Genomic DNA, 23469 nt, shown 5'->3' with positions numbered 1-23469 from the left:
AAAAAACTCCAAATAGGTGCACATGGAGTAGTTCAATGAACACGAAAACGTGGAAAAACTCTAAATAAGTGCACATGGAGGGGTTCAATGAACACGAGAACTTAGAAAAACTCAAATAGGTGCACATGGAGGGAGTCAATGAACACGAAAACGCGGAAAAAACTCCAAATAGGTGCACATGGAGGAGTTCAATGAACACGAGAACGCAGAAAAACTCCAAGTAGGTGCACATGGAGGGGTTCAATGAACACGGGAACGTGAAAAAACTCCAAATAGTTGCACATGGAGGAGTTCAATGAACAAGAATACGTAGAAGCCAGGGTAAAGAGCGCAGAAACCTCCTTTTTTCATAAGTCTGTGTTCTTTAGACTCCTACTTTTAAAAGTCTTATTTTTTCAATAATGGAGCAATCACATCAATCCGATTTGTCCAAATCCCGCCACTATAATTGTCCGGAAGCCGTTCTAAGTCATCTTTCGTATCAAAGCCTTCCGACCAGCCGCCATTACCCGCTACAAGGATTACCCGGGTATTCACGCTGTCCATGCGATTTAAAAACTTATTCGGGAATCCCCACAGCAACGGGGCATATTTTTCCGGAATATGCAATTGCGTGTTCTCACAAGCTGCTGGAATGATTCCTGTCCATCCTATACCTATATATGGAAGCAGACAGCTTTTTAATGTAGCCATTGACATCACCCGTAGGTTGGGTATTTGTTTTTTTACAGAGCTGATTGGGTTATCATCCCCGTAAACGGTTAACTGACTCAAGCGTTTTTGTGGCAGATTGGAAAGATACCGAGCTAACTGTACACCTTCAGCAGGATCAGCGCTCTTAATATGAATGAGAAAGGCTCTATCTGGAAAATGCTTTAACACTTCTTCCAGCGAAGGCATCAGCCCAATTCCTTTACCGCGGAAAGGGAAGGTTTTGCCGTTGTCCGCCGTATATCCATATCCAATATCCAGTTTTTTAAGTTCGGCCATGGTATAGTCATTGACCATCCCCTCTGAATTGGTCCGACAATCCAGCGTCCAATCGTGAAAAACTGCAAATTGCCCATCCTTGGTTGGTTTGATATCCAATTCCACAATGTCTGCACAGGCTTTAAAGGCGGCTTCCATTGAAGGAAGTGTGTTTTCCAAATAAGGATGTTCCGGTGGATAAATTCTTTGGGCGGTACATGTATCATTCATGATCCCCTCCATCGGAAAGGTTTGCGCCATCCCTCGATGTGCCAGCAACAAAGGAGATTGGTTCCGAGCTTTAGTGAACAGTGAGCTGTTATTAAGATACATGAATGCTGCTAAAATAAATATTACGATGAAGAGCCTATTAGCAAAACGTTTAAACCTTTTCATATTTCCTCCAATGGAACTGATGTAAACAATACTATTCACTAGTTTAGCACAGAAGGGTTTTTTCTTTTTAGTTTGGTTTGAAAACCTTTTATGAGGACATGGAAAGGGGGAAATGATGTGGGTTTCAGTTCTCATAAACGGGTTATGAGAACAGGACAAGAAAATAATGAACAACGAGAGCAAATTTATGTAAACAACTCATCAAAAGAAAACCGCTAACCATCAAATGTCAGCGGCTCCATTATAACCAATTTTTGTTTCAATAAAAATATTCTCCAATTATTCTAATACTCGTAAAGATTCTCGTACAAATGCCGGCAGATCATCTGGCTGTCTGCTGGTAACGAGCTGATTCTGGCATACTACGACTTCTTTGTCATGCAAATTGGCACCGGCGTTTTTTAAATCTACATGAATGGATTTATACCCCGTTACATCACGTCCCTCCAGCGTTTCAGCTGTAATAAGGAGCTGGGGACCGTGGCAAATGGCTAACACCGGCTTTTTGGCATCCATAAATTCCTTTGTAAAGCGAACAAAACGGTCGTCTGCACGAAGAATGTCCGGCGAAAATCCGCCTGGAATGAAGAGTGCGTCAAAATTTTCAGGAGAGACGTCATCAATGCTTTCGTCAATGACTACCTCACTCTTACCCTGCTTTCCCTTCACTGTCTTTCCCTTTTTCATTTCAATTGCGGTTACCTCATGGTTCTTTTCCTTAAATGCCTGCACTGGTTCAGTGTACTCGGAATCCTCGAAATAATCAGTAACCAAAACAGCAATTTTTTTACTCATCTATAATCACTCCTAATCTAAGACTCAGATTATAAATTACCCCTCTTTTAATTAGTTAAACGCTGTGCCTGACACCAAATGGATTTTCCAATAAATTGCGATTAGACATTTATTGTAAAGTAGTCCAAAATAGATTTTAATCAGATTAATCGATTTGGGATAAAGGGGAACTGGATGAAGAAGCAAAATGTACTTTTTAAAATAGAAGATATCAACAGGGAGACGCTTCCCTTTTATTATGACTATGGCAAAGTGGTTTCTGCGATTCATGAGAAGTTGTTTGAAGCAATCGGTATAGGGTTTCATATGTATTCGGATGAGGACACATCCAATGAGATTTGGGAAATTCTTGAGGAGGATTTGAAGGAGCAGTCTTCAGAAGTACGGCTAATCAGCCATGTATATAATGAGGCTGAAACGAAGACAATTTCGTCAAATCATACTAATAAAGTGCAAGAGTTCATTGTGAAGCCAAGGGTGATGAATGGGATTTTTTATTATCCGCAATATCGGGTAGCACTGGCGAAGGTGCTGACCTTTCAAAACGCCGGGGAAATGCTTAGAGATCTGATTTTTGCCGAAAATGATGCCTGCTTAGTATCCTTTTTGCAATACGTCCTCAAACGAAAAAGAGACTATATCAAAAATTATGTAACGGTCTTCACGGATACAGAACATGGTGTCGAAACAGAAATCGAGAGCATCACCAACCTGGTGAGAGGAGAGGACGTCTTTTTAGAAGATTCAATGAAAAAGGAAATCTATCGTTCGATTGATGAGTTTTTTCAGGAAGGCAGAGAATTTTTCAAAACCTATAATATTCCGTACAAACGCGGGATTCTCCTATACGGCAAGCCGGGGAATGGAAAAACAACGCTTGTAAAATCTATTGCCAGCAGTATTCATGCACCTGTTGCCTATTGGCAGATTACTGAATTTACCTCGAGCTACACCATCAAAGAGGTATTTTCCTCTGTTTTAAAATTGTCGCCGATGGTGTTGGTGATTGAGGACATTGACTCGATGCCTGCGGATGTTCGGTCGGTATTTCTGAACACCCTTGACGGGGCAACTTCGAAGGAGGGCGTTTTCCTTATCGGAACCACGAATTATCCGGAAAAAATTGACCCTGCCCTTATGAACCGGTCAGGCCGATTCGACCGTGCCTATGAAATTAAATTACCGACGAAAGAGCAGCGTTATCAATATTTAATAAACAAAAAAATTGAGCGGATTCTTTCGGGGGAACAGATTTTAGAAGTGGTGGAAGCAACCAAGGATTTCTCCTATGCGCAATTGAATGAGCTTTATACCTCCATTGCTCTAGAATGGCACTATGAACAGCAGGTCGATATCGCCAGACTATGCGGAGATCTCAAATCCCTTAAGCAAAGGCAGGTTAAACACACATGGGACGAGTCTTCTTCTTACGGTGCGATCGGATTTGCAGGATTAATGAATGAAGAATAGTTTCTGAGGCGAACAGTGGTAGTCACTGTTCGTCTTACTTCAGTTTAAAAAAGCAATTTAAACATGTACAATAGAAGAAAAGAACTTGGTAAGGAAGGAGATCGTCACGTGAACATAACTTTAACTCATAAACGCATTAAAGAAATGTGCGGAACTGTCTCCTTCAAAAGAGGAGATTATTTTTACCATACGAATAAAGTTACATTTGAAGAATATTGTCCTGACCGCTGTCAAGCGACCGTTATTGGCGAGGAAAAGTTTCATGTGACGGTTGAAGCCGATAAAAGCGGAGAGATTCATGCCTCCTGCACATGCCCGAAGCTAGCTTCCTTCGATAAAGACTGTCAGCATGTTGCTGCAGTTCTAATCGCAATTTATGAACATCAGCAAAAAGGCACTACACCAGATATAACAAATCTGTCACTTACTCAAGGCCTGATGACTCTTTTCGATGAAAAGCCAGTCCGCACCAGCAGGCATCAGCTTCATTTTGAAAATAGAGCAGTCCTCGATGTACAGTTTACTTGTAAACCAGTCCCAGCCGGAAATGGGCGGTACATAATCGGAATTGAAATGAATATTGCCGAGGTAGAGGTTGATCCTATTCGTTCATTTCTAGAACATGTGAAAGAGGGAATGCAGGCAGTACTTTCCAATTCCTTCATGTATGACCCAAGTCTGCACTGCTTCCAAAAAGAAACGGATGATGTGATCCAGCAGCTAATCCAGGTGATACGTGATGAAAAGCTATACGGAGATGCTGGGCAGGGTCAAATGCTATTAATTCCAGCAACCTCATGGGAACGAATCCTGCCTTTACTGCTGAAAGCCCCACAGGTGAAGCTTGAATACTATGGACAAATATATGATGGACTGGAAGTAACAGAGGATTCACTGCCATTACAGTTTGATTTTTCAGAAGTGGAAGGGTACCAGCTAAGGGTGGCCGGCTTTGACCGGCTTTTGATTCTGGATGCCTATAGTTCGGTTTTATATGATGGGAAAATTAGAAAGCTGGTCGACCAAGATTCGAAAAGGCTTTTGGAACTGAAACAAATGCTGGAGGTCTCCGGAACGAATCAAATATCAATTCCTAAGGAGCAAATTCATTTTTTCCTTGAAAAAGCAGCACCTGGTTTAAAGAGGCTGGGGCAGGTTCATTTTTCGGAAGCTGTCAGAAAGCAATTAATGAGCACCCCTTTAGTAGCGAAGCTGTACCTTGACCGTGTGAAAAACCGCCTCCTTGCCGGGCTCGAGTTTCACTACGAAAATTGGGTCATCAATCCGTTGGAAGGCAGGGAACTTCCAGGCGGATCCATGATCATAAGGGATATCGACAAGGAAAATGAAATTCTTCAAATGATGGAGGATAGCTCGTTTGCCAAGACGGATGGCGGTTACTTTTTGCATAACGAAGAGCTGGAATATGAGTTTCTCTATCATGTTGTGCCGAAACTGCAAAAATTGGTACAAATTTATGCGACAACGGCCGTAAGAAACCGCATTTTCAGAGAGAGCCTCCGTCCACAGGTGAGGGTGAAGGTGAAAAAGGAACGGACCAATTGGCTGGAATTCAAGTTTGAAATGGACGGCGTTAATGAGCAGCAGATTCGTGATGTTTTAGCTGCTTTAGAGGAAAAGCGGAAGTATTACCGTTTGCCGAATGGCTCGCTGTTGTCGCTGCAGACAAGGGAATTTGAAGAGATTCAAGGTTTTTTACAGTCGCCGTTTGTGAAGTCTAAGGGTTTGGATAACGGGCTGGACTTGCCGATTGAACAGTGCCTGCAGCTGCTTGATACGGTCGAGGTAAGTGATACGTTTAAGCTGGAGGAATCGTTCCGCGAGTTTCTGCACCATCTACATCATCCCGGCAGTTTAGTGTTTGACGTGCCGAAAAGTCTAGACGAAATTCTCAAAGATTATCAAAAGCAAGGCTTTAAATGGATGAAGACCCTTGCTTATTACGGCTTCGGCGGGATATTAGCGGATGATATGGGCCTCGGAAAAACAATTCAAAGCATCGCGTTTATTGTTTCGGTGCTTCCGGATATCAGACGGGAACAGCAGCCAGCCCTCGTTGTCTGCCCGTCATCCTTGACCTATAACTGGCTGAGCGAATTCCGGAAATTCGTTGGGGCGCAGCTGCGGGCGGTGGTGATTGATGGAACAAAGGCAGAGCGCGATAAGCAATTAAAAGAGTTAGCGGATGTCGATGTCATTATCATCTCTTATCCACTATTAAGGCGGGAGATTAGTCGCTTTGAAAAACGATCCTTTCATACCGTGTTTTTTGATGAGGCCCAAGCCTTTAAAAATCCGTTGACGCAAACGGCCCGGTCGGTCAAGCGGTTGAAGGCTCATCATCGTTTCGCCCTTACAGGTACGCCGGTGGAGAATTCATCGGAGGAATTATGGTCGATTTTTCACGTTGTTTTTCCTGAGTTATTCCGCGGTTTGAAGGAATACAGCAAGCTTACTAGAAAAAATATTGCTCGTAGAATCAGGCCGTTTTTACTTCGTCGCTTGAAGGAAGATGTCCTGTTGGAACTGCCGGAAAAAGTCGATTCGCTGGAAACAGTGGAGCTGCTGCCTGACCAAAAGCGGCTTTACGCGGCCTACTTGGCGAAGCTTCGGCATGATACGTTGAAGCATCTTGATAAAGATACGATTCGGAAAAACCGTATTAAAATATTGGCCGGTTTAACCCGTTTGCGCCAGATTTGCTGCCATCCAGGTTTGTTTGTCGATGGGTATAAAGGGGGCTCGGCAAAATTTGACCAGCTGATGCAGATTCTTGAAGAAGCCAAGCTTTCAGGGAGAAGGGTCTTAATTTTTTCCCAGTTTACAAAAATGCTGGATTTGATTGGCAGGGCGTTAACAAGGGAAGGGCGCCCCTACTTTTACCTTGATGGTCATACCCCTGCGGAAGAACGTGTGGAAATCTGCGAGCGATTCAACCGAGGTGAACGGGATTTATTCCTGATTTCCTTGAAAGCTGGCGGGACGGGGTTGAACCTGATGAGCGCCGATACCGTGATTTTATATGACACCTGGTGGAACCCGGCGGTGGAAGAGCAGGCGGCAGACCGCGCCCATCGGATGGGACAGAAAAATACCGTCCAGGTCATCAAGCTCGTTGCCCGCGGAACGATTGAGGAAAAAATGAACGAACTGCAAGACAAAAAGAGACATCTCGTAGAGGAAATCATTAACTCTGATGAAAAGGTCATGGGGAAACTGACGGAAGAGGATATTCGGGAGATCTTGATGGTGTAACTAGGGCAGTTAGGGATTTTCCAGCTGCCTTCTAAATGGTATTTTTCAGTGATAGAGAGCAGCTAGAAGCGATCTAGTTACTGTCTGAATGGATTTTCAGTGATTAGAGAGTAAGTAGAAGGGGTCTAGTTACTGTCTGAAAGGATTTTTTGTGATTAGAGAGCAAGTAAGGGGTCTAGTTACTGTCTGAAAGGATTTTTTGTGATTAGAGAGTAAGTAGAAGGGTTCTAGTTGGTGTCTGAAAGGATTTTTTGTGATTAGAGAGTAAGTAGAAGGGGTCTAGTTACTGTCTGAAAGGATTTTTTGTGATTAGAGAGCAAGTAGAAGGGGTCTAGTTACTGTCTGAAAGGATTTTTTGCGATTAGAGAATAAGTAGAAGGGGTCTAATTACTGTCTGAAAGGATTTTTTGTGATTAGAGAGCAGCTAGAAGGGATCTAGTTACAGTCTAGATGGTTTTTTCAATGGGCTTTCCCTTTAAAAAAATTGATTTCCCAGACCCAAGTAACAAGCCGCCAACACCAAGTAAAAAACGCAGCTATCAATAGTAGCTGCGTTTAAATTCCGATAACATTCAACGATTGGCGAAGGCCTTCTATTGCGAATACGCCGACATATCTCAAAGTAAGTAATGCAATGATTGGTGAAAGATCAATTGGACCAAGCGGCGGGATGAATTTCCTAAAGAAGCCTAAATAAGGTTCTACCAGCTTTGTAATCAATTCCCCAATCTTTGATGTTTGAAATCGAGGAAACCAAGAACCGAAAATAGCGATTAGGATCAGCCAATAATAAACCTCAAAAGCATATTGTCCAATTTGTAAAATGTTTGCACTCAATTTTATATCTCCTGCCCATTAATTTTTTTAATAGTATACTCATCTTTGTGATGATATTAACATATACGAACTAAACTTAGTAAGGTTTCAAAAATAATTTAATTAGATTTAAAAACCATTGTGGATATCTGCATAATAGTATAGATATCGTATTAATAGATATACCCAAAAATTGTGGATATTGTGAAAATTAGTGTAGATATCTCCGCAATAAATTATTGGTATTTTCAAAAAGTGTAGATAATCCTCCAAAAATTGTAGATATTGTCACAAAAAGTGTGGATATCTGCCCCAAAAATGTAGATAACTTTGCATAATAAAAAGCCCCAAATCAAAGGGGCTTTTTAGATTCCCGAAGCAGCTCTAGAACAACCGGAATAAAATCCGCATAGCTGTCAAGATGAAAATCAGCTTCAATGTACTGATTTTGAAAGGCGGCTGTTTTAATATGTAATTCTCGTGCAGGAATTAGGTCTAAGTCACGGTCACCGACGACTAAATCAATAGGATAGCTTTGAAGGACAAATTCATAAGAAGAACGGTGAGGCTTTCTTGTGAAACCTTGTTCTTCCACGGAAACAATTTCTTTAAAGTATTTTGCCAAGTGAAATTTTTCAAGGAGAAAAACGGTTGATTCCTTATCACGATGCGTCACGATAAAATTGTTTTCGGCAGCGCCTAATGCTTCCTCTAAGTACTCAAACGGCTTGCTTGTTTTGGAATAATCACTATTGATCCTTTGGAATTCTTCCCTCTGTTCCTCGCTGATGCCAAAATGTTTAAAGGCAGTTTTCGAATCGACCTTGAGCCAATTTAACACTTCACGCGCGTCAAGTTCCTGTCCGCTTAACTTTATAAAACCTTGGACCATAGCCGGATATGTATCAAAAAGAGTGCCGTCGAAGTCCCATAAAATGTTCATTTAAAATCCCTCTTTTAATCATCTTTTGTAAAACTTCTCCTATTATGATGTAAAAGGGACTGTTTTGCAATAAAGCAGTATTGGCTCCGCCTACGCCATATACCATGGCAGCCACGCGCGCTGCCCCCTCTGATTTAAAGTATAGTTCCCGATTATTAATAAACTATGAACCAGTTGTTAATCATTGGTTAAATGTAAGTAACTAAATTTTTAATTAAAAAAGGCCATTGGTGCCTATAACACCATTGGCCTTTTTCAATATTAATAATCGGTAACCGTCAGATTACGGTCCAAATAGGTTTCGATTAGTTCGCTGACTTGGTAAGCAACCTGCGGGGAATCGAAGTTTTCAAAGGCGTGTTCGCAGTTTTCTTTATAAGCCATGGTTTCGTCATAATGGCTCATATGGCGCTCGATGACTTCTTCTGAATCCTGACGGGCTCGCTGTCTTTGGATGACTGTATCACGGTCAGCATATACAAATATGCGAATGACTCTTTCGCCATATAACGATTTTAATTTATCCGCCCCTTCAGGATTTAAGGTTAAGTAGACAAGGTCGTGGTTTTGGAATGCTTCCACGATATCCTGTTCACGAATGCCGTAATGGATGCCATCGATTTCGACGCTTTCTAGAAACACCTGCTGTGCATCCATTTCTTTGAAGGTTTCTTCGGAAACGAAGTGGTAGTCTTCGCCATCTTTTTCGTAATGTCGGGGGGAACGGGTAGTGTATGAGAGAACGGTTTCCATGTCAAATGCGCTGGCTGTCATTTTGGCAATGGTTTTTCTTCCAGAGCCATCGGGACCTGTGTAGACGAAAATTTTTTCTTTTCCTTTGATTTGGTACATAGGGGATCCTCCTTTTGTTTGTGTTATGACCCTTATTCTGTAAGGAAATTTACTTGGAATGAAGTGGGGCTACTTTTATTATATCAAAACTTTATTGCAATAGGAATATATGGATTAGTAGGAATAAATATCTAATTAGATTATTACCGGAGTATTTTTAAGGACAAAGAAGGACGCAAATTGGCATTAAAATGACCAAACGAAGCATGAATTCCTTCATTTAGACAACTCCTTTTTTGATTTGATAATCTTAGTATAGGAGTATTTTGTAAACTATATTTATTGGATTTGTAAATTATCTGTAAAAATTCCGTTATAAATAAAAAGGCGAACAGTGCTATCACTATCCGCCTTGATCTGTATCTGCTATTAAAGAAGACTCGGGAGCCCGCTTCCCTTTTTGCAATTCAGCAATTGTCAAACCAAAATCCATCTGCAGGTGGGGATAGTCTTTAAATTGGGCCCATTCACCGCCCCAATCGAACCCCAAGGCTTTGGCCATGTCTACCACTTCACCCCAATCTGCTTTGCCATTTTGATTACCATCATATTGCATATCCCAAATCACATTATCAGAAGGGGTCTTTAATGCAAAGTCAATGGCAAGCCCAAAATTGTGATAGGACTCTCCGCCTTTTGCATACGTTACAACATTTCCTGCGGCTGTCCTGCCTTTTTCGTAAAGCCGGTTTTGGTCTTCGGTACTTCGGAAACCATCCGTAATTACAACAATAATTCCTTTTTTCGCTGCTTGCTGGATTAGCTGATGGGTCCGCTCCTCTACAATTGGGTGTAGTTTAGTTGGTAAGGGAGCAGATTGATTTATGTTAGAATCCGTAAGAAGGCCGGATTCTTTTATAAAGAATAATATCATGAACAACAGGAGAACTAGTATATAAACAGAACTCCCAATCTTTTTTCGCTTCAAGGCTTCGTGTTCCTTTCTTTAGTTTCATAATCTAAGACGTTTCCTATAGCCTAAAAGTTTCATATTAATGGGCAATCCTTTTAGCCTGCCGGAACTCCATCATCGGTTTATTTTCTGCTAAAATTTTCTTAAACTGAATAGTAAAGACGATAACTGTGACGGTAACGGCAAGGAAGTCAGATATCGGCTCAGCGAGAAAAACGGCAAACTCTTTATCAGCATAGAAGTTTGGCAGAATATAAATCAAAGGTATCAAAAGAATAATTTTTCGTAAAAGGGCAAGGAACAGTGATGTCTTCGCCTGACCAACAGCAATAAATGTCTGCTGGCAGGCTAGCTGAGCACCCATCACAAAGGCGACAGCCATGTACGTTTTCAGCGCCCATACTGTCGTTTCAATCAATTCCGGGTCATTGCTGAACAGTGAAACAAAGAATTTAGGGAAAATCATCATCAGTATCCAGAATATAACAGAAAAACTTATCGAAGAGACAATTAGCAATTTAAATGTTTGCTTCACCCGTACATTGTTTTTGGCTCCATAATTATAGCTGATAATCGGCTGTGAACCCTGTGTTAATCCGATGATTGGTAAAATCATTATTTGCATTAAACTGGATAGAATGGTCATGGCGCCGACCGCCATATCACCAGAATAATTTTTTAAAGATGAATTAAAGGAAATATTTAATAGACTCTCCGTGCTTTGCATAATAAACGGGGACACCCCGAGCAAAAGAACTGGTATGATCACAGACTTTTGGATTTTCATATATTTTGTACGAATCTTTAGCTTTGTATTTTTTCCAAATAAAAAGTATAAGGTCCAAAGTGCTGATACTGCTTGAGCGATAACATTGGCAAGGGCAGCACCTTTAACACCCATCCCTAAGGTGAAAATAAAAATCGGATCGAGGATAATGCTAAGTACTGCTCCGATGACCACTGTCATCATAGCAATTTTGGCAAAACCCTGTGTGGAAATAAAGGTGTTCAGTCCTAAGGCAATTTGGACGAATATCGTGCCGCATACGTAGACATAAAAGAAGTCTTTGGCATACGGAAGTGTTTCTGTTCCAGCTCCGAACATTAAGAGCAGTTTTTCCCCTGAAAATAAAAAAACGATGGTTAGCACCAGCGAAATTCCCAGCAACGCAGCGAAACAGTTGCCTAAAATTTGCTCGGCTTCTTCATGTTTTCCTTGTCCAAGTTTAATCACTGCTCTCGGTGCACCACCCATTCCAATTAACGAACTAAATGCGGCGATAATCATGATAATCGGGAATGTGACGCCTACACCCGTTAAGGCGGTGGCCCCGATTTCGGGAATATGTCCAATATAAATACGGTCCACAACATTATAAAGCATATTAACAAACTGGGCTGTAATCGCTGGCAGCGCTAAACTTACGAGCAATTTTCCGACACTGTCAGTCCCCAGTTTATTGACACGTGCTGGATTCATGTCTAAACTTCCTTCCTAATATAAAAACTAGAATATAGTAAGTTTAGCATAAAAACTATAATTCAGTTATATTGCATTCTTTCCACATTCTAGTGGAAATTAATATACTTTAACATCAATTGGGTAGAGATAAGGCTGTTTAGGTTGTTTTATTTTCTTCCATTTTGTAATTTTAATAATCGGAAGCTCTGTCCCATTAAAAGTACTAATATCTAAAGTCCCTTTGGCTTTAATCCATGTATTTTCCTCAATGCTTGCGGCTTCTTTGAACTCTGATAAAAATCCAATAATGCCAGCATCCGCGACACAATGCGTAATGGAAAACCTTGAAATCACCAACTGGTCCTGATTAAACTCGTCTTCTTTATAAACAAACCCCTTTAATTCGATTTCTCTTCCTTTAAATTTTTCGGGATCTGTACTTATTTCTCCATAGAATATAGAGTATACATCGTCATTCATTTTGATCGTAGAGCTTTGTTCTAATGTTCGTTTGAATTGTTCAAATTCTTTTTCTGAAATTATTTTTGGATCTGTAATCCTGTTATGCTCTATAGTAAGATCCTCTTGGACACTATTAATCTCTTTCTTTTCTTTATTTTGATTGGATAAAATGGCCATACCGCCTTTTTTATCAACGATAGATGCATCGAGGACCTTAGCGGGAAGGAGGAACCCTGTGACTAGTGGAAAAATAATGATGGCATAAGCCATAAATTTTTTTGAATTAAAGGGAGAATCTCCATGATCATGGCTGCAGTCATGGTTGTGGTCTTCGTGATGACAATGATAATGATGGGTGTGTCTCTTGGCGGACCATATTCTTGTAATTTGGATAAAAAACAAAATTAGAAATAAAACGGATGCGGACTGGCTTAGCCCTTGATATTTAGGATTTATGAACTTGGTAATCTCATCGGTAAAATGCAGTTTAAAAAGCATAACGGAAAAAGCAAGCAATATGAACGCTCTAACGGCATGCTGTACATGAAATTTCACGATATTCCCCCCTTATAGTAAACCATCAACAAGCATCATCGTAATAAACACTGTTGCAATAATTACCGCCAATATACCTATAACAAACCTTCCCCTGAATACGCTTAGCATCATTAGGGTGTTTTTTAAATCCATCATCGGGCCTAAGATTAAGAAGCTCAAAATTGCTGAAGTTGGGAAAAAACTGCTAAAGGAAGCACCGATAAAGGCATCAGCTTCAGAACATAGCGATAAAACATAAGCCATGCCCATCATAATCGCGATAGAAGAGACCGTTCCGCTTCCGGCTTCCAAAAGAGTTTTTGCAGGCAGGTAGGTTTGTACAAAAGCTGCTAAAAAAGCTCCGATAATCAGATATTTCCCCATATCAAAAAACTCATCAATGGAATGGATCAGCGTGTTCCAAAATCTTGTTGAAAAAGGTTCTTTTATAGGGTGTGAGTGGGATTGGGCAGAAGGGACGGAAGCTTTCAATTGCTTCCCTTTAAAAATCAAGCTGACAACAAAAGCAACAATCATTGCGATAATAAAACCTAAGCCCATCCGTAATCCGGCTATTTTTACATCGTTCCCAAACGCCATGTATGTAGAGGCAATGACGATTGGATTAATAAGCGGACCTGTTAGCATAAAGCCAATTGCGGCATAAATGGGTACACCTTTCCCAACTAGTCTTCGGATGATGGGAACTATCCCGCATTCACAGGCAGGGAAGAGGGCGCCGATTACACAACTCATTATGATCGCCAAATATTTATTATTTGGAATCCAGCGCCTGATATGTTCTTCGGTGACAAAGACTTGAATGACACCAGCGATAAGAACCCCTATTAAAACAAAAGGAAGGGCCTCTATTAAAATACTTAGAAAAATCGTGTTGAGATTTAACAATGATGGAGACAAAGCGAAGGGCAGTTGAAAACGAAAACTGAAAGAAAGCAGAAGCAGTGTTAATGTAAGGATGACCATACCTGTAATATCGATTATATGTTGACGAAGAATTCGGCTCATAAAAAACCTCCAATATTATTTTTTTGAAAATGGTGTTCTTGGAACAGCAATCCCTGCTCTGCAAAAAGCAGGAATTGGTGCCCATATTATTCATTTAATGCTGTTTTCAGTGTTTCTAAATTCTTCCGCATGATGCTAAAGTAATCATCTTTTTGTTTAATGTTTTCGTCTGTAACGGCCTCTAAATTATGCAGTGTAAGCGGCTTGGCACCTAATTCTTTTTGAATAATCGTGGCAACCTTGGGTGAAGCATTTTGCTCAAAAATTACATAATGAATTTTATGAGCAGTTGCCTCATTAATAATTGTCTGTAATTGTTTCTGTGTTGGTTCCTGAGTAGGTGATAAACCTGAAATGGCAATCTGTTTAATACCATAACGTTTTTCCCAATATCCGTAAGCAGCGTGTGAAACTAATAAATACTTCTTTTTTGAGCTGTCAATAGTTGTCTTATATTCTTGATCAAGCTTTTCTAAATCGCTTTTTAGGTGGTCAAAATTGCTTTCAAACTCTTGTTTATATGCCGGCATTAAGCTACTTAACGAAGTTTTTATATTGTTTGCAAGTTCAATAGAAAGAGAGGGATCTAACCATACATGTGGATCCAAGTCACCATGATGATGTTCCTCCCTTTCATGTTCATCAGATTCTGCCTTTTTATCATGATGGCCCTCATCCTCATGGTGTTCACTACCAGACTGACTAGATTCAATGAGTTTAAGTCCTTCTCCAGCTTTTAAAATCTGTACATCTTCCTTCTTCAATGTTTCAGATGCTTTTTCTGCAAACCCTTCTATACCAATTCCTGTATAGATAAATAAATCAGAGTTTGCCAGATTAACCATGTCTTTTGTAGAAGGTTCATAGGAATGAGCATCCACGTTTGGTGGATAGATGTTTTTGACTTCGACAAACTTTCCACCAATTCTTTTTGTGAAATCTTCTAGTGGAAAAATGGTTGTATAAACTTTTAAGGTTTCTTTATTCTTTTTTTCGTCGTTCTTACTTGCTGTCTCAGTATTAGAACACCCGGATAAAAGTATACCTAAGATAAGAACAGATGTAGAAACTACTTTTTTGAACCTCATTTTAATAACTCCAATCTTGTATTTTTATAAATCGTAACTATTACGTTTTACATTCTAGATTAACTCTATGGGTTTGTAAATAAAATTATGACTTTTAAAATTATGGGAAACTACTTCTTGAAATGGCGGAGATGGAAATTTTATAAAAAGACTTGCATTTAAGAAATAGATTTATTAAGATGTTAATCGTAACTATTACGATTTACCTTAAAATGATAATTAACAATTACCACTGGAACTAGAAAAGGGAAAAACACATGGATATAGAGGATATAGAAATATTTATATCATCTAAATCGTAATGATTTTGATTTATTCAAAATGAGGTGAAGAAATGAATAAAAAAATACCAGTTACAGTGTTAAGCGGCTATTTAGGTTCAGGAAAAACCACTTTATTAAATCACGTTTTAGCCAATCGTGAGAATAAAAAAATTGCCGTCATTGTGAATGATATGAGTGAAGTAAATGTTGATGCTTCTATGATTAAACAGGGAGGTCTTTCCCGAACGGACGAGAAATTAGTAGAGCTTCAAAACGGCTGTATTTGCTGTACGTTAAGAGAGGATTTAATGGTCGAAGTCGAAAGGCTAGTTCAAGCGGGCGATATTGACTATATCTTAATTGAATCATCCGGAATATCAGAGCCTATTCCTGTTGCTCAAACATTTACCTATGTGGATGAAAATCTCGGGATCAACCTATCTGAGCTTTGCAGGTTAGACACGATGGTGACGGTGGTCGATGCAAATCGCTTTTGGCATGATTTTTCCTCAGGTGAAAGTCTTCTTGATCGAAAGCAGGGAACTGATGAATCCGATAATCGGGAGGTTGTTGATTTATTAATTGATCAAATTGAATTTGCAAATGTTTTAGTTTTAAACAAGATTGATTTAGTGGCAAAAGAGAGTGTACTTGAACTAAAAGCAGTTCTTCATAAGCTTAATCCCGAAGCAAAAATTATCGAGAGTGACCACTCGCAAGTCTCCTTAAATGAAATATTGGAAACAAATTTATTTGATTTTGAAGAGGCGAGTCAAGGGGCAGGCTGGATTAAGGAATTAACAGAGGAACATACTCCGGAAACAGAAGAATACGGAATTTCCTCTTTTCTCTACCGCAGGAGAAAACCATTCCATCCTGAAAGGTGGATGCAATGGCTGGAGAATTGGCCGGTAGATGTTGTTCGAGCTAAAGGCTTCTTCTGGCTGGCAACACGGAATGATTTGACAGGGTTGTTATCACAAGCAGGACCATCTATTGTGCTGCAAGGAGCTGGTGAATGGTTAGCGGCTTATCCAGAACAGGAAAGGAAGCAAATTCTCATGGAAGAACCTGAACTTTTGGAAAACTGGGATGAGATATATGGTGATCGAATGAATGAGCTTGTTTTCATAGGAGTAGAAATGAATCGCGATGCCATCGAGGCTTCATTAGATCAATGTTTGCTAACAGAGGAGGAAATGAAAACGGACTGGAATACATTTATTGACCCGCTTCCGGTCTTTACAGAAACCGCATAAAACATAGGAGGAATGAAAAAATGAGAGTAAAAATCACGTTAGCATGTACTGAAACAGGAGATCGCAATTACATTACCACAAAAAATAAGCGCAACAACCCAGAGCGTATTGAATTAATGAAGTACTCTCCGCGTTTAAAAAGACGTACGTTACATCGTGAAACAAAATAATCGCTCAAGATTTATGGCGAACAGTGACTGGCACCGTTAGTTAGCCATGAGTTTTGAAAGTTGAGTTCGTTGATGCCATAAAAGCTGCCGGTAAATCAAAAAAACCCATAAACAAGAAATTTTCAGGCAGGAAATAGGTTTGATCTACATAAAGTGTTTGTAACAGATTGTAAAAAGGAGCAAACACATGAATCTCTCTAAATTTGTGGATGAACTTCCTATCCCTCCTGTAATCAGACCGCGTCGGAAAGATCGATACCATACGTATTACGAAGCCACAATGACTGAGTTCAAGCAATCCCTCCATCGGGACCTGCCGGCAACAACGGTTTGGGGCTTTGAAGGGATTTATCCTGGACCAACGTTCGAGGTGGAGAGCGGAGAGAAGGTATTTGTAAAGTGGATTAATAATTTGCCCGAAAAGCACTTATTGCCGATTGACCATACGATACATGGTGCCCATTCGGATATTCCGGATGTAAGGACGGTCATTCATCTTCATGGTGCCAGCGTGGAATCGGAAAGCGACGGATACCCAGAAGCGTGGTTCACAAAAGGGTTTAGGCAAAAAGGGCCATATTTTTCAAAGGAAATCTATCGTTATGATAATTTCATGCCTGCCTGTACTCTTTGGTATCATGACCATACGCTTGGGATTACGAGGCTCAATCTGTATGCAGGACTGGCCGGATTCTATCTAATTAGAGACCAAAGGGAAGGTGAATTGAATTTACCAAGCGGGCGTTTTGATATTCCGTTGATTATCCAAGATAAATCGTTTCATCAAGATGGTTCGCTCTTCTATCCGAAGCAGCAGGAAAAACCGGTGGCTGGACTTGAAACCTCCGTCGTTCCCGAATTTTTTGGAGATACGATTTTGGTAAATGGGAAAGTGTGGCCTTACTTAGAAGTGGAACCGCGAAAGTACAGATTCCGCCTGTTAAATGGTTCGAATTCACGTTTTTACCGTCTGCGGCTCAAATCGGGTCAGCTTTTCTATCAAATAGCAACCGACAGCGGCTTAACGGAGTCCCCAGTTGGCCTTCATGAAATCATTTTGGCCCCTGCCGAGCGATCTGAAGTCATTATTGATTTCACCAATCTCCAAGGGAAAAGAATTGTGATGACTAATGATGCGCCATCTCCGTTTCCGGATGGCGAGCCCGTAGACCCTGAAACGGTGGGGCAGGTAATGGAATTTAGAGTGGTGCAGCCGTTATCCAGCATTGATACAACTTCGATTCCTTCATTCATGGTGCCGGTTCCGAAAAGGCCGGTACAGACAGCCTCAAAAGTCCGGTTTCTCAGTTTAACAAGAAAAAAGGATCAGTACGGGCGAGAAGTGATGCTGATTGATGATAAAGATTGGGATGCCCCCATCAGTGAAAATCCGAAATTAGGACAGACAGAGGTATGGTATCTAATCAACCTAACAAATGAAGTGCACCCGATGCATCTCCATTTAGTTGATTTCCAGGTCATTGACCGCAGACCTTTTGATGTTGAAAAATATAAGCAAAAAGGAATTCTTGAATACACCGGTCCGGCTATACCTCCGATTCCACAGGAAAATGGTAGGAAGGACACTGTTATCGCCTATGCCCATCAGGTTACTAGAATTATTATGAAATTTGGACCGTACACCGGATTGTATGTGTGGCACTGTCATATATTAGAGCATGAAGATTATGTCATGATGAGGCCGTTCATGGTAATTCCATAGCGGCCTTTTATTTTGTGCAAGAAAAGAGCGGGGCAGCTACATAAAGTCATACATAAACAAACCTTAAATTGGAAAACTATATAGAAATTGGGGGGTGGTTCATGATGAAAAAGGGAATTTTAAAGTCGCTAATCAAACTCATTAATACCGAACCACAATTTAACGAGCAGTCCAATTTAGAGTCGATTGAATTAAAAAAACAAGATATTAGCATTCAGTATGAGCGAAATTTAGCGACCTTTAAGACGATTTTCAGCGTACCAAAAAATATTGATGTAAAAACTCGTGAGTTTACCATCCGTTCATTCAATCGCCGTGCCTTTATTATATATTTTGGTACGATGGCAGACCATGACCAGATTCAACGAAGCATTGTCGAACCGCTTATTGAAAACGAGCAGCCTTTAAGCGGAATTCGAGATATTGTTTCCTTTCCGGTAGAAAAGACTTCTACCAATATTGGTGAAATTACGGAATACGTAACCAGCGGCAATACGGCACTCTTTGTTGATGGCGACCACCAATGCTATGTATTTGAAACGACCAAAATTCAAGGGCGCAGCATTGAGAAATCGGATAATGAAGTGATTGTAAAAGGGCCAAAAGAGGCGTTTAACGAAAAGATTGCCGATAATATGTCGTTAATTCGTAAAAAGATAAAAAATGAAAATCTAATCATTGAATCTCATGTCATTTCAAAGCGTTCCCGAAATGATTTGTTGCTTGTCTACGAAAAGGATTTAGTAAATGACGAACTTCTGCAAAAAATAAAAAGCCGGCTTTGTTCAATAGATAAGGATAGCATTTCTGATTTAAATCTGTTGGAGCAGTTTCTGGAGGAAAGGCCAAGGTCCCTTTTTCCTACGATCTTAAACACGGAACGTCCTGACCGGGCAGTTTCCTTTATTGAAGATGGTCATATTGTTTTATTAATGTCAAATTCACCAAGCTGTCTGATTTTGCCTGCTACCTTTTGGGCATTGTTTCATTCACCGGAAGATCATTATCTGCGTGCGCCATATGGTAATTTCATTAGGATTTTGCGATTTATCGCTTTATTTATTTCTGTTTTTTCCTCTTCTTTTTATATAGCGGTTACAAACTATCATGTAGGGATGATCCCGCCTGATTTATTAATGGCGATTGCAGGTACAAGAGAACGCGTCCCATTACCGTCCATCGTTGAAATATTAATGATGGAGTTTGCCTTTGAACTGATTCGCGAGGCTGGACTGCGTGTGCCGTCCCCAATTGGTCCGACGATTGGGATTGTTGGTGCGTTAATTTTAGGACAGGCTGCTGTTCAAGCCAATATCATTAGTCCCATTGTTATCATAGTCATTGCTTTAAGCGGCTTAAGCTCTTTTATTATCAGTGATGTGAGCATGAATTTTGCGATTCGCATGACCCGTTTTTTGTTTATTTTTGCAGCTGGCTTTCTCGGCGCTTATGGTGCAGCTGCCCTATTTATTGTCGGCCTCTTTTATTTAGTTTCATTAAAATCATTTGGCACACCTTATTTTGCACCGATGACACCGCATTTCTTTTCCGGAAAAGATTTAATTATCCGTCATGTGCCCATGAAAGAGCGGTTTAGACCGGGATATTTAAAACCAAAGGATGTAGTTAAACAAAGAAAGGGATCAACATAGATGAATCAGCAGCCTATAAAACTTGGTATTCGAGAATATGTGTCCATTGCTGTATTAATGGTTGGTGCGAAAGCGATGGAGGATACCCCCGCTATGCTGTTTAAACAGGTGCATAACGCAGCGTGGATGATTCCTATCCTTTCAGGGGCTTTCTTTTTCATCACGCTTTTTTTATTACTGAAGACCTTGTCGGTGTTTCAAGATAAGAATCTATTTGTTGTCATTCAATTATTACTCGGAAGATTTCTCGGCTTTATCGTATGTCTTCTCATCTTTCTCATTTTTTCTTTTGCGATTTCAATCGATACGAGAACATATACAAATATAATCAATACGTTTTATTTTAACACTACACCTAAACAGGTGATTTATGCCCTTTTAATGGCTGTTTGTGCCTATGGCGCTAAAAAGGGAATTCAGCATGTTGGATCGGTTGCCTATCTGCTTGTTTTCTATGCTGCTCTATCAATGGCTCTTGCGTTGTTTTTAAGTACTCAAGACAGTAATATTCAAGCCATGCTGCCTATTTGGGGTACAGGAAAACTTGAAATTATGAGGAATGGTGTGCTAAGGATCTCTACTTTTGCAGATTTTTTTCTGCTAGCGATGCTTATTCCCTTACTTAAATCAAATAAAGAATTTCGAAAAGGAACATGGATTGCCTACGTTTCTGTCATTATCCAAATCAGTGTTTCAGTTCTTATTTTTATCTGTATGTTCGACAATTCCTTAGAGGGGATTGGTTATCCGTTCCATACGGCTATTCGTTACATTTCGCTGGGAAGCTATATTCCGAATATTGAAATCGTCTTTTTCGTTATTTGGATTTTGGCGGCTATTATTCGCTTTACCACATTATTGTATATTATTGCCATGATGTTCGGTCATATTTTTAAAATAAAAGACTTTGAGTACTTGATTCCATCACTGGCGGCGGTTTATTTATTAATTGGAAGTATCCCGGAGAGTACAATAGATGTTAGCCTCAAACTGAAACTGTATTTAACATACACCATTGGTCCTATGCTCACTGCCATTGCCATTATTTTATGGCTGGCCGCTTTGTTAAAAGGAGAATTTAAACATGCTAAAAATAAGAATAGTATGTAAGTTATTATTCCTCTTTATTGTTGTTTTTTCCTTAACCGGTTGCTGGGATCGAAATGAACTTGAAGATAAATCGTATGTAATTGGGATAGGACTTGATCATTCCAAGCATGAAGGGAAAATTAAGGTGACCATGCTGCTGGCCAATCCTGAGGTAGGAAGCATCCAGGGCGGTGGCGGTTCTACTGAAAAGCCGCGGGAAATAATCTCGTTTGATGCGAACGATATTATTGCAGCAAAAGGGACGGCAAATGCCATTATTTCAAGAATTATTACTTATGATTTATTAAAAATTATAGTCGTTTCGGAAGAATTTGCGAAAGACTCTAATTTTTTTAATGTGATCAACGGCGTAATCAATGATAAAGAAATTCGGATGAATTGTTATTTAGCCGTCTCTAAAGAAATGGCGAGCGAATATTTTCTGAAAAATCATCCGAGAATGGAAACAAGACCACATAAGTATTTTCAATATATGGTTGATCATGGGATTGAAAATGGCCTTATTCCCGATTCGACTCTTTTTCGCTTTTTTAAAACAACTGACAGGGGAGCAGACCTCTTTTTGGCTATGTACACAACAGCCATAAGGGAAAAATCCCCTGAAATTAAAGGGGAAGATGAGTACATGGCCGGGCAGCTGAATGCTACCGGTGAGTTCGATGATACCCAATTTATCGGTTCGGCGGTTTTTAAGAACGGTGTGATGATTGGAAAGCTGAATGGTCGGGATACACGTGCTATCAATATTTTGGATGATACCACGAACATCAGCGATTTATTATTGGATATCCCAAATCCTTTTTCGGAACAAAACCAATCAATTGCCGCCAGAATCATGAAAACGGAAAACAACAAGGTAAAAATGGATCTAAAGGGTGCTAGACCAAAGATTTTTATTACCGTCCCATTAAAAGTAGATATTATGACAAACCCGTCAATGGTCAACTTTGTTCAGGGAAAAAATCGGCAAATCCTAAAAAAGCATATGATCAGGCATTTCGAAAAGATCAATGAGGATCTTTTAAAAAGAACACAAACTGAATTAAAAGGTGCACCATACCCGTTATCCCTATATGCCCGGAAATACTTCGGTTCAATTCCGGAATTTAACCAATTTAATTGGCCCAAATCATATCTCAAAGCGGATATAAAAGTAAAAGCAGATATTGAGATCGTAAATTATGGAAAAATAGTAAAAAAACCTCGAAAGGTTAAAGGATAAAATGAACTATTTCACCATCATAGTGCTGCTTTGGATTGCTGTTTATACCTTTGGATTCGCCATAAGCTTATGGAAGGAAAAACAAAAGTTGGGAGCCCTGGCCGTTTTTTTTCTCGTCCTTGTCATCATGGTACTGCCGTTTTTATCGGTTTTTTAATAAAATGAGTGCATTGTTGCGTTGGTTTAGGCAGGGGATTCTAGGGAAATGTGTAAATTAAATAGTATCAAAGAAGAATGGGAGAGATTCTAGTGGCCTATCAGCAAAAAACAAAAGAAACAGACCGTAGTGTAGTGGAGTTTATTGGGAGTGTGGAAAACCCAAAAAAACGTGAGGATGCTTATACACTGGTGGATATTTTTACAGAAGCAACTGGATACGAAGCAAGGATGTGGGGTGCAAGCATTATCGGATTTGGATCATACCATTATAAATATGAATCAGGGCATGAAGGCGATGCACCATTGGTCGGATTTTCCCCAAGAAAGGCAAAAATTAGTCTATATTTCGCACCAGGAGACCCAAACCGCGAAGATTTACTAAAGGACTTCGGAAAACACACCACCGGAAAAGGCTGTATCTACATAAACAAAATGGCAGATATTGATATAACCGTATTAAAAAAACTAATTTCACAGTCTGTTCAGTTTTTGCAAGAAACATATCCGGGTGCCTGACACCATTTCCCATACTATTTCCCAGGATTATTCTGGTGCCTGACACTATGTGAAAAGAATATTGAGAGGAAAAAAGTATGGGGTTCTTTTTTTAGTTTAGGGTTTGGGACATTGCCCGAAAAGGAGAAAAAATCCGTTCTCCGGTCAATGGGAAGAGGTTCCATTGCCCGAAAAGGAGAAAAAATCTGTTCTCCGGTCAATGGGAAGGGGTTCCACCATTGCCCGAAAAAGAGAAGAAATCTGTTCTACGGTCAATGGGAAGGGGTTCCATTGCCCGAAAAGGAGAAAAAATCCTGTTTTTGGTCAAAGGAAAGGTGTTCCATTGCCCAAAAAAGAGAAGAAATCTGTTCTCCGGTCAAAGGGATGGGGTTCCATTGCCCGAAAAGG

19 protein-coding genes are annotated in these 23469 nt (G+C 40.0%); 9 read left to right on the top strand and 10 right to left on the bottom strand.

Going from position 1 to position 23469, the window contains the following annotated elements; translation table 11 throughout:
- Positions 1-387: 387 nt before the first annotated feature.
- Together IE222_RS21905 and IE222_RS21900 are read right to left on the bottom strand one after the other, a co-directional pair.
- On the bottom strand, positions 388-1365 hold the full coding sequence (locus tag IE222_RS21905) for a glycerophosphodiester phosphodiesterase family protein (RefSeq protein WP_191276506.1): 978 nt from the start codon (positions 1363-1365) through the stop codon (positions 388-390).
- 279 nt (positions 1366-1644) lie between these two features.
- Positions 1645-2160 (bottom strand): type 1 glutamine amidotransferase domain-containing protein, encoded by a 516-nt coding sequence (locus IE222_RS21900; RefSeq protein WP_191276505.1) that lies wholly within the window; start codon positions 2158-2160, stop codon positions 1645-1647.
- 174 nt (positions 2161-2334) lie between these two features.
- On the opposite strand from IE222_RS21900, the gene IE222_RS21895 reads away from it, so the two are divergent.
- Both IE222_RS21895 and IE222_RS21890 read left to right on the top strand, forming a co-directional pair.
- Positions 2335-3630, top strand: coding sequence for an ATP-binding protein (locus IE222_RS21895; RefSeq protein WP_191276504.1), 1296 nt, complete (start codon positions 2335-2337; stop codon positions 3628-3630).
- A 108-nt stretch (positions 3631-3738) separates the two neighbouring features.
- Complete coding sequence (locus IE222_RS21890; protein ID WP_191276503.1) at positions 3739-6906, top strand: DEAD/DEAH box helicase; 3168 nt, start codon at positions 3739-3741, stop codon at positions 6904-6906.
- A 555-nt stretch (positions 6907-7461) separates the two neighbouring features.
- Here the strand turns inward: IE222_RS21890 and IE222_RS21885 are convergent.
- The 8 genes from IE222_RS21885 to IE222_RS21850 all read right to left on the bottom strand — a co-directional run bounded on the left by IE222_RS21885 (position 7462) and on the right by IE222_RS21850 (position 15008).
- Positions 7462-7743, bottom strand: a complete 282-nt coding sequence (locus IE222_RS21885; protein WP_191276502.1) for a YggT family protein — start codon at positions 7741-7743, stop codon at positions 7462-7464.
- 331 nt (positions 7744-8074) lie between these two features.
- Complete coding sequence (locus IE222_RS21880) at positions 8075-8665, bottom strand: HAD-IA family hydrolase (RefSeq protein ID WP_191276501.1); 591 nt, start codon at positions 8663-8665, stop codon at positions 8075-8077.
- Between the two features lie 261 nt (positions 8666-8926).
- Complete coding sequence (locus IE222_RS21875; protein WP_191276500.1) at positions 8927-9517, bottom strand: guanylate kinase; 591 nt, start codon at positions 9515-9517, stop codon at positions 8927-8929.
- Positions 9518-9860: 343 nt separating this feature from the next.
- The gene (locus IE222_RS21870; protein WP_223282849.1) at positions 9861-10445 is read right to left on the bottom strand and encodes a M15 family metallopeptidase; all 585 of its coding nucleotides are present in this window, start codon (positions 10443-10445) and stop codon (positions 9861-9863) included.
- 64 nt (positions 10446-10509) lie between these two features.
- Positions 10510-11910, bottom strand: coding sequence for an MATE family efflux transporter (locus IE222_RS21865; RefSeq protein ID WP_191276498.1), 1401 nt, complete (start codon positions 11908-11910; stop codon positions 10510-10512).
- A 99-nt stretch (positions 11911-12009) separates the two neighbouring features.
- Positions 12010-12909, bottom strand: coding sequence for a TIGR03943 family putative permease subunit (locus tag IE222_RS21860; protein ID WP_191276497.1), 900 nt, complete (start codon positions 12907-12909; stop codon positions 12010-12012).
- Positions 12910-12921: 12 nt separating this feature from the next.
- On the bottom strand, positions 12922-13920 hold the full coding sequence (locus tag IE222_RS21855) for a permease (RefSeq protein WP_191276496.1): 999 nt from the start codon (positions 13918-13920) through the stop codon (positions 12922-12924).
- Positions 13921-14006: 86 nt separating this feature from the next.
- Positions 14007-15008: a metal ABC transporter solute-binding protein, Zn/Mn family gene (locus tag IE222_RS21850; RefSeq protein WP_191276495.1), complete on the bottom strand. Its 1002-nt coding sequence runs from the start codon at positions 15006-15008 to the stop codon at positions 14007-14009.
- A 334-nt stretch (positions 15009-15342) separates the two neighbouring features.
- On the opposite strand from IE222_RS21850, the gene IE222_RS21845 reads away from it, so the two are divergent.
- The 7 genes from IE222_RS21845 (at position 15343) to IE222_RS21815 (ending at position 23082) form a co-directional block, all read left to right on the top strand.
- Positions 15343-16530, top strand: coding sequence for a GTP-binding protein (locus tag IE222_RS21845; RefSeq protein WP_191276494.1), 1188 nt, complete (start codon positions 15343-15345; stop codon positions 16528-16530).
- A 20-nt stretch (positions 16531-16550) separates the two neighbouring features.
- Positions 16551-16700, top strand: coding sequence for a 50S ribosomal protein L33 (gene rpmG, locus IE222_RS21840; protein WP_057995124.1), 150 nt, complete (start codon positions 16551-16553; stop codon positions 16698-16700).
- 187 nt (positions 16701-16887) lie between these two features.
- Positions 16888-18423 (top strand): multicopper oxidase family protein, encoded by a 1536-nt coding sequence (locus tag IE222_RS21835; protein ID WP_191276493.1) that lies wholly within the window; start codon positions 16888-16890, stop codon positions 18421-18423.
- Between the two features lie 101 nt (positions 18424-18524).
- A complete protein-coding gene (locus IE222_RS21830; protein ID WP_223282848.1) occupies positions 18525-20075 on the top strand; it encodes a spore germination protein in 1551 nt (516 codons plus the stop codon).
- Positions 20076-21185 carry a GerAB/ArcD/ProY family transporter gene (locus IE222_RS21825; protein ID WP_191276491.1) on the top strand — a complete coding sequence of 370 codons (1110 nt, stop codon included), beginning with the start codon at positions 20076-20078 and terminating at the stop codon, positions 21183-21185.
- Positions 21160-22407, top strand: coding sequence for a Ger(x)C family spore germination protein (locus IE222_RS21820; RefSeq protein WP_191276490.1), 1248 nt, complete (start codon positions 21160-21162; stop codon positions 22405-22407). Before IE222_RS21825 ends, IE222_RS21820 begins: the two co-directional genes overlap by 26 nt.
- 249 nt (positions 22408-22656) lie before the next feature.
- The gene (locus tag IE222_RS21815) at positions 22657-23082 is read left to right on the top strand and encodes a DUF1801 domain-containing protein (RefSeq protein ID WP_370465077.1); all 426 of its coding nucleotides are present in this window, start codon (positions 22657-22659) and stop codon (positions 23080-23082) included.
- Positions 23083-23469: the final 387 nt, after the last annotated feature.

This window comes from Neobacillus kokaensis (assembly GCF_014656545.1).
Lineage (GTDB): Bacteria > Bacillota > Bacilli > Bacillales > Cytobacillaceae > Neobacillus > Neobacillus kokaensis.
This window is presented reverse-complemented; position numbering and strand designations above follow the sequence as displayed.

What these genes read in the sequence shown, in the direction of transcription:
- IE222_RS21905 (WP_191276506.1), bottom strand. Translation starts at nt 1,365, where the DNA reads ATGAAAAGGTTTAAACGTTTTGCTAATAGGCTCTTCATCGTAATATTT.
- IE222_RS21900 (WP_191276505.1), bottom strand. Translation starts at nt 2,160, where the DNA reads ATGAGTAAAAAAATTGCTGTTTTGGTTACTGATTATTTCGAGGATTCC.
- IE222_RS21895 (WP_191276504.1), top strand. Translation starts at nt 2,335, where the DNA reads ATGAAGAAGCAAAATGTACTTTTTAAAATAGAAGATATCAACAGGGAG.
- IE222_RS21880 (WP_191276501.1), bottom strand. Translation starts at nt 8,665, where the DNA reads ATGAACATTTTATGGGACTTCGACGGCACTCTTTTTGATACATATCCG.
- IE222_RS21875 (WP_191276500.1), bottom strand. Translation starts at nt 9,517, where the DNA reads ATGTACCAAATCAAAGGAAAAGAAAAAATTTTCGTCTACACAGGTCCC.
- IE222_RS21865 (WP_191276498.1), bottom strand. Translation starts at nt 11,910, where the DNA reads ATGAATCCAGCACGTGTCAATAAACTGGGGACTGACAGTGTCGGAAAA.
- IE222_RS21855 (WP_191276496.1), bottom strand. Translation starts at nt 13,920, where the DNA reads ATGAGCCGAATTCTTCGTCAACATATAATCGATATTACAGGTATGGTC.
- IE222_RS21850 (WP_191276495.1), bottom strand. Translation starts at nt 15,008, where the DNA reads ATGAGGTTCAAAAAAGTAGTTTCTACATCTGTTCTTATCTTAGGTATA.
- IE222_RS21845 (WP_191276494.1), top strand. Translation starts at nt 15,343, where the DNA reads ATGAATAAAAAAATACCAGTTACAGTGTTAAGCGGCTATTTAGGTTCA.
- rpmG (WP_057995124.1), top strand. Translation starts at nt 16,551, where the DNA reads ATGAGAGTAAAAATCACGTTAGCATGTACTGAAACAGGAGATCGCAAT.
- IE222_RS21835 (WP_191276493.1), top strand. Translation starts at nt 16,888, where the DNA reads ATGAATCTCTCTAAATTTGTGGATGAACTTCCTATCCCTCCTGTAATC.
- IE222_RS21830 (WP_223282848.1), top strand. Translation starts at nt 18,525, where the DNA reads ATGATGAAAAAGGGAATTTTAAAGTCGCTAATCAAACTCATTAATACC.
- IE222_RS21825 (WP_191276491.1), top strand. Translation starts at nt 20,076, where the DNA reads ATGAATCAGCAGCCTATAAAACTTGGTATTCGAGAATATGTGTCCATT.
- IE222_RS21820 (WP_191276490.1), top strand. Translation starts at nt 21,160, where the DNA reads ATGCTAAAAATAAGAATAGTATGTAAGTTATTATTCCTCTTTATTGTT.